Source organism: Nitratidesulfovibrio oxamicus (genome assembly GCF_015731765.1).
Taxonomy (GTDB): domain Bacteria; phylum Desulfobacterota; class Desulfovibrionia; order Desulfovibrionales; family Desulfovibrionaceae; genus Cupidesulfovibrio; species Cupidesulfovibrio oxamicus.
This window is the reverse complement of sequence record NZ_VRYY01000190.1, coordinates 1-4,730: the sequence shown is the minus strand read 5'-3', so window position 1 is coordinate 4,730 and position 4,730 is coordinate 1. Positions and strand designations below refer to the sequence as shown.

The following is a 4,730-nucleotide window of genomic DNA, read 5'->3' as shown; positions in this document are numbered from 1 at the left end:
AGCCGGGTGCCCGCCGTCAGCGCGGGCGTGCCCGCCATGGCGTCCTCGCCGCGCAGCATCACGTTTTCGCCGGGGGCCACGGCGCGGCGCATCTCGATGGTGCCCGCGCCCAGTTCGTGGGTGTGCTCCACCATGACCACCGCGTCGGTGCCTTCGGGCATCACCCCGCCGGTGACGATGGCGGCGCAGCGGCCCGGCGCAACGGCAAAGGCAGCGGGATGCTCTATGTCCACCCTGCCGTCGCATTCAAGGTAGGCGGGGTTCGTTTCCGTGGCGCCGAACAGATCGGCGGCGCGCACGGCGTAGCCGTCCATGCCCGCGCGGTCGGTAAGGGGCAGGTCTTCGGGGGCGATGACGTCCGCCGCCAGCACGCGGCCATCGGCATGGTGCAGGTCCACCGCTTCCGCCGCCAGCGGCGGAAAGGCGCGCAAGAGTTCGGTGAACGCCTCTACCGAAAGGACGTTGAAAAATCCGGTCATGGTCACGGTCTGTTCCTTTTCCTTCTCGGGCGCAGGCGGCACCACCGCCCACGGACTGGCCACACGAGGGCACAGCGCGCCTACGGACACGGGTTGGACGCGAACACCTCTCCTACCCCGCGCGGACGCCATGGGCAAGGGAGCCGGCCCGCACAAGAATGTGGCCCCGACAGTTGACACGTTTCCAGTGAAAGACTATTCAATACGCATACGATTTATAAAATCGTAACACCATCCCGGTGTGCTTCGGAAAGAGAGCTACGCATCCCTCCCGCCTGCGCCCCCGTCGTTCCCGCCGACGGGGGCGCGCTGCGTGACGGCGCCCGCGTCCCTGTTGCCAGTCCGATTTGGTTCTGCCCGGCATGGTTCGGCCAGCTCAACTTGACACCTCCATGCCCCCGGCGTAGGCAGGATGCTCCCATTCTCGGAGTACATCCATGCACGCATCCCCCCGCAATGAGGGCCTTGGCGGCGGCACGCGCGGTGTCCTGCTGGCGTTGGCGGCCACCGTCATCTGGTCCGGCAATTTCATCGTGGCGCGCGCGCTGGCCGACAGCATGCCGCCGGTATCCGTCTCGTTCGCGCGGTGGCTGGTGGCCACCTGCGTCCTGCTGCCTTTCGGCCTTGGCCCGTTGCGCCGCGAATGGCCGGTGGTGCGCGCCCACCTGGTCTATTTCTGCGTGACCGGCTTCGTGGGCGTTTCGGTGTTCAACACCTTCATCTACGTGGCCGGACGCACCACCGCCGCGCTGAACATGGCGCTCATCGCCACGTCATCGCCAATTTTCATCATCCTGTTTTCGCGGATGTTCCTGGGCGAGGCGGTGACCGTTCGCCGCCTGGCGGGCCTGGCCACGGCGGTGACCGGCATCGTGGTGCTGGTGACGCGGGGCGACCTTGCGCGCCTTTCCACGCTCACCTTCACCAGCGGCGACCTGTGGATGGTGGCCGCCTCCATGCTGTTCGCGGGGTATTCGGTGCTGGTGCGCAAGCGCCCGGCAGGCGTGGGGCAAACCACGTTCCTCATGGCCACCTTCATTCCCGGCCTGCTGGGCGTCCTGCCCATGCTGGCGTGGGAGCTTTCCACCGGCCCCATGCCCGTGTTCACGCCGCAGGCCGTGATCGGGGTGCTGTACATCGGGCTGGGGGCGTCGCTCATCGCCTACCGCTGCTGGAACCTGGCCATTGCGGCCATAGGCCCCAGCCGCGCGGCGCTGATCTACTATTCCCTGCCTGCGTTCAGCGGGCTGGAGGCGCTGCTGCTGCTGGGCGAACCGGTAACGACCGCCCACTTCGTGAGCGGTGCGCTGATCCTGGGCGGCATTCTTGTGGCCACGCGGGAATGAGGTTCACGCCCCGCCAAGGGCTGTTTCTGAATGAGGATTTTCGTTCGTTGGCAAGGAAAACGAGCCTGCCATGAGGGAATGCCTCAGCCGTTATGCGAGTCTTCGAGCATTACGGATAAGGACAGCAACGCTATGGCAGGCGAAGTTTGACCGCGTTGCGCACGATGCCCGTATCGCTGCTGTCCCCGTCCGTACGGCTCGCAGACTCGCCTACGGCTGGGGCAAGGCTCGCAAGCTCGCCTGACGGGCACGCTCCGCGCCCTTCGGGTCGGTCAGCCAACGGGCGAAAAGACAATTCAGATACAGCCCTAGCCCCGGAACTCGCCCACATCCATCCCCAGCCGCGCCACCATCTTCTGGATGGCCACCCGCGACAGGCCGGACAGCCGCGCCGCCTCGGACACGTTGCCCCCGGTCTGGGCCAGCAGGTCGCGCAGGTAGCCATGGGTGAACCGGTCGGTAACGCGGGCCTTGGCCTCCTTGTAGGGCACCACGCCGCCCCGCGCCGGACCTGTGGCACCCGGCGCGGTTCCACCGGATGCCACCGGACCGCCCTGCCCCGCAGCCTGACCATCGCCCGGCGTGGCCGTAAAACCCGCCGTGCCGGAACTGGCAGGACCACCGGAACTGGCAGAGTCGGCCACCCCGGGCTGCCGGGTCCGCAGCCAGTCGCCCGTACGGCCATGTCCGCCTGCCGCCACATGACGCACCGTATCCATGCCCAGCACATCGCCGCCGCTGAACAGGGTCAGCCTGCGCACCACGTTTTGCAGTTCGCGCACGTTGCCCGGCCAGTCGCGCCCGGCCAGGTGGTCGAGCACGTCGGGGGCCACGGTCTTCTGCGGCAGGCCCAGTTCGTCGCAGGCATTGCGCAGGAAGGTGGCCACCAGCAGGGGGATGTCCTCCACCCGTTCGCGCAGGGGGGGCACCCGGATGGTGACCACGTTGAGCCGGTAGAACAGGTCCTCGCGGAATTCCCGCGAGGCCATGCGGGCTTCCAGATCCTGGTTGGTGGAGGCCACCACCCGCACGTCCACGTTTTCCGTGCGCCCGGAACCAACGGGGCGGATTTCGCCTTCTTGCAGAAAGCGCAACAACTTTGTCTGGATGGCCTGCGAGATGTCGCCTATTTCGTCCAGATGCACGGTGCCGCCGTCCGCCATGGCGAACAGCCCCTTGCGGTCGCGTTCCGCCCCGGTGAAGGCCCCGCGCACATGGCCGAACAGTTCGCTCTCCAGCAGGTGTTCCGGAATGGCCGGGCAGTTCACGGCCAGAAAGGGCATGGAGGCGCGCTGGCTTTGCCGGTGGATGGTGCGGGCCACCATTTCCTTGCCGGTGCCAGATTCACCCCGCACCAGCACCGTGTAGTCCGACTGGGCCACGGTGGCGATGGTCCGGCGCAGGGCCTGCATGGCCTGCCCCTGTCCCACCAGATCGTCCCGTCCGGTACCCAGCGAAACCACGTCGCGCAGGCGGCGGTTTTCCGCCAGCAGGCGGCTGCGCTCCAGCCCCTTGCCCAGCACGCGGGCCAACTGGTCCGGCTCCACGGGCTTGGCCACGAAATCGTAGGCCCCGGCGCGCAACGCCTCTACCGCCGTTTCAATGGAGCCGTGCGCGGTCAGCACCACCACGCTCAGGTCCGGGTCCTGCTCCAGCGCCATGGGCACCAGTTGCAGCCCGGTCATGCCGGGCATGCGCAGGTCGGTGAGCAGCACGTCCACGCGCTGCGCCCGCAGACAGTCCAGCGCCTCCGCGCCGGAGAATGCCTGCGCCACCACAACCTCGGGGAACAGTTCCGCGGCCAGCCGCGAAAGGCCCCGGGCAAAGTCCGGTTCGTCGTCCACGATGAGCACGTGTGGTCGCTGGGGCATCATTCCTCCCGGATTGGGGCGTCACTGTGCGCCGGTTCACCGGCAGCCGGGCCAGGGACAGGGCTGGGCGGGGGATTGGGCGATGCCGCACCCGGCACGGGCAAAGACCGCGACACGGAAGCGGCAGGCGGTACGGGGGCGGCAGGCGGCGTGGGGCATACGGCGCCCACCACAGGCAGGCGCACCGTGAATTCCGCACCGCCAAGTTCGGCGCTGTCGCCCGCCGTCACGCTGCCGCCCGCGTCCACCACCAGACCGTAGACCACGGCAAGGCCGAGGCCCGTGCCCATTTCCTTGGTGGTGAAAAACGGATCGAACACGTCCTTGCGCAGATGTCCGGGCACGCCGGGGCCGGAATCGGCCACTGTGGCCACCACCTCGCCGGGATTTTCGCCCCGCCGCACCCGGATGCGCACCCTGCCCTCGCCCGAGGCGGGCAGCGCGTCCAGCGCATTGAGCACGAGGTTGCTGAAAATCTGTTCCAGGGCCTGCTCGCCCGCCGTCACCGGGGGCAGATCCGGCTCTGTCTCCGCCATGACCGAGGCGAACTTCTTTGCCGCCTGCACCGCAAAGACCTCTGCCACCGACCGCGCCACTCGGGCAATGTCAGAGGGCGCGACCCCGGCGGCCTTGGGCCGGGCGAAGTTCAACAGGTCGCGCAACACGCGCTGGGCCTGGCGGGTGTGCCGCAGGATCACGTCAAGGTCGGCCTGCTGCTGGGCATCGCCGGTATTGCGGCGCAGCAGTTCGGCATAGCACAGGATGACCCCGAGCGGGTTGTTGATCTCGTGGGCGAGACCGGCGGCCAGCTTGCCCACCGTGACCATCTTTTCGCTCTGGCTCACCTGCGCGAACATGCGCTTTTCCAGCGTGGTCTCGCGCACGTAGACCGCCGCACGGCCCGGTTCGTCGGCCGCGCGCGCCAGCGGGTACAGGTTGACCATGAACGATCGCCCGCCGGGCAGCACCACCTCGCGCGATTCCGCCCCCTGCGCCGGGGCGGGGATGCTCACGCCCGCGCGCCCCGTGCCTGC

Annotated in this window: 4 protein-coding genes; 1 reads left to right on the top strand and 3 read right to left on the bottom strand. The window is 68.4% G+C overall.

Annotation, left to right across the window (positions count from 1 at the left end; all coding sequences use genetic code 11):
* On the bottom strand, window positions 1–479 hold a 479-nt coding region (locus FVW20_RS07845), incomplete at its 3' end, for a MoeA family protein (RefSeq protein WP_504739150.1).
* A 437-nt stretch (window positions 480–916) separates the two neighbouring features.
* Between FVW20_RS07845 and FVW20_RS07840 the strand changes: the two genes are divergently transcribed.
* Entirely contained in the window at window positions 917–1,825 is a 909-nt protein-coding gene (locus FVW20_RS07840; RefSeq protein WP_196608978.1) for a DMT family transporter, read from the top strand.
* Window positions 1,826–2,133: 308 nt separating this feature from the next.
* On the opposite strand, the gene FVW20_RS07835 is transcribed toward FVW20_RS07840, so the two are convergent.
* Window positions 2,134–3,696 carry a sigma-54-dependent transcriptional regulator gene (locus FVW20_RS07835; protein WP_196608977.1) on the bottom strand — a complete coding sequence of 521 codons (1,563 nt, stop codon included), beginning with the start codon at window positions 3,694–3,696 and terminating at the stop codon, window positions 2,134–2,136.
* Window positions 3,696–4,730 (bottom strand): two-component system sensor histidine kinase NtrB (locus FVW20_RS07830; RefSeq protein ID WP_231038960.1); only part of this gene is annotated, 1,035 nt, incomplete at its 5' end. The genes FVW20_RS07830 and FVW20_RS07835, both read right to left, overlap by 1 nt.

Bases quoted from the DNA above. Each gene is read 5' to 3' on its own strand.
- FVW20_RS07835 (WP_196608977.1), bottom strand. From the start codon at position 3,696: ATGCCCCAGCGACCACACGTGCTCATCGTGGACGACGAACCGGACTTT.
- FVW20_RS07840 (WP_196608978.1), top strand. From the start codon at position 917: ATGCACGCATCCCCCCGCAATGAGGGCCTTGGCGGCGGCACGCGCGGT.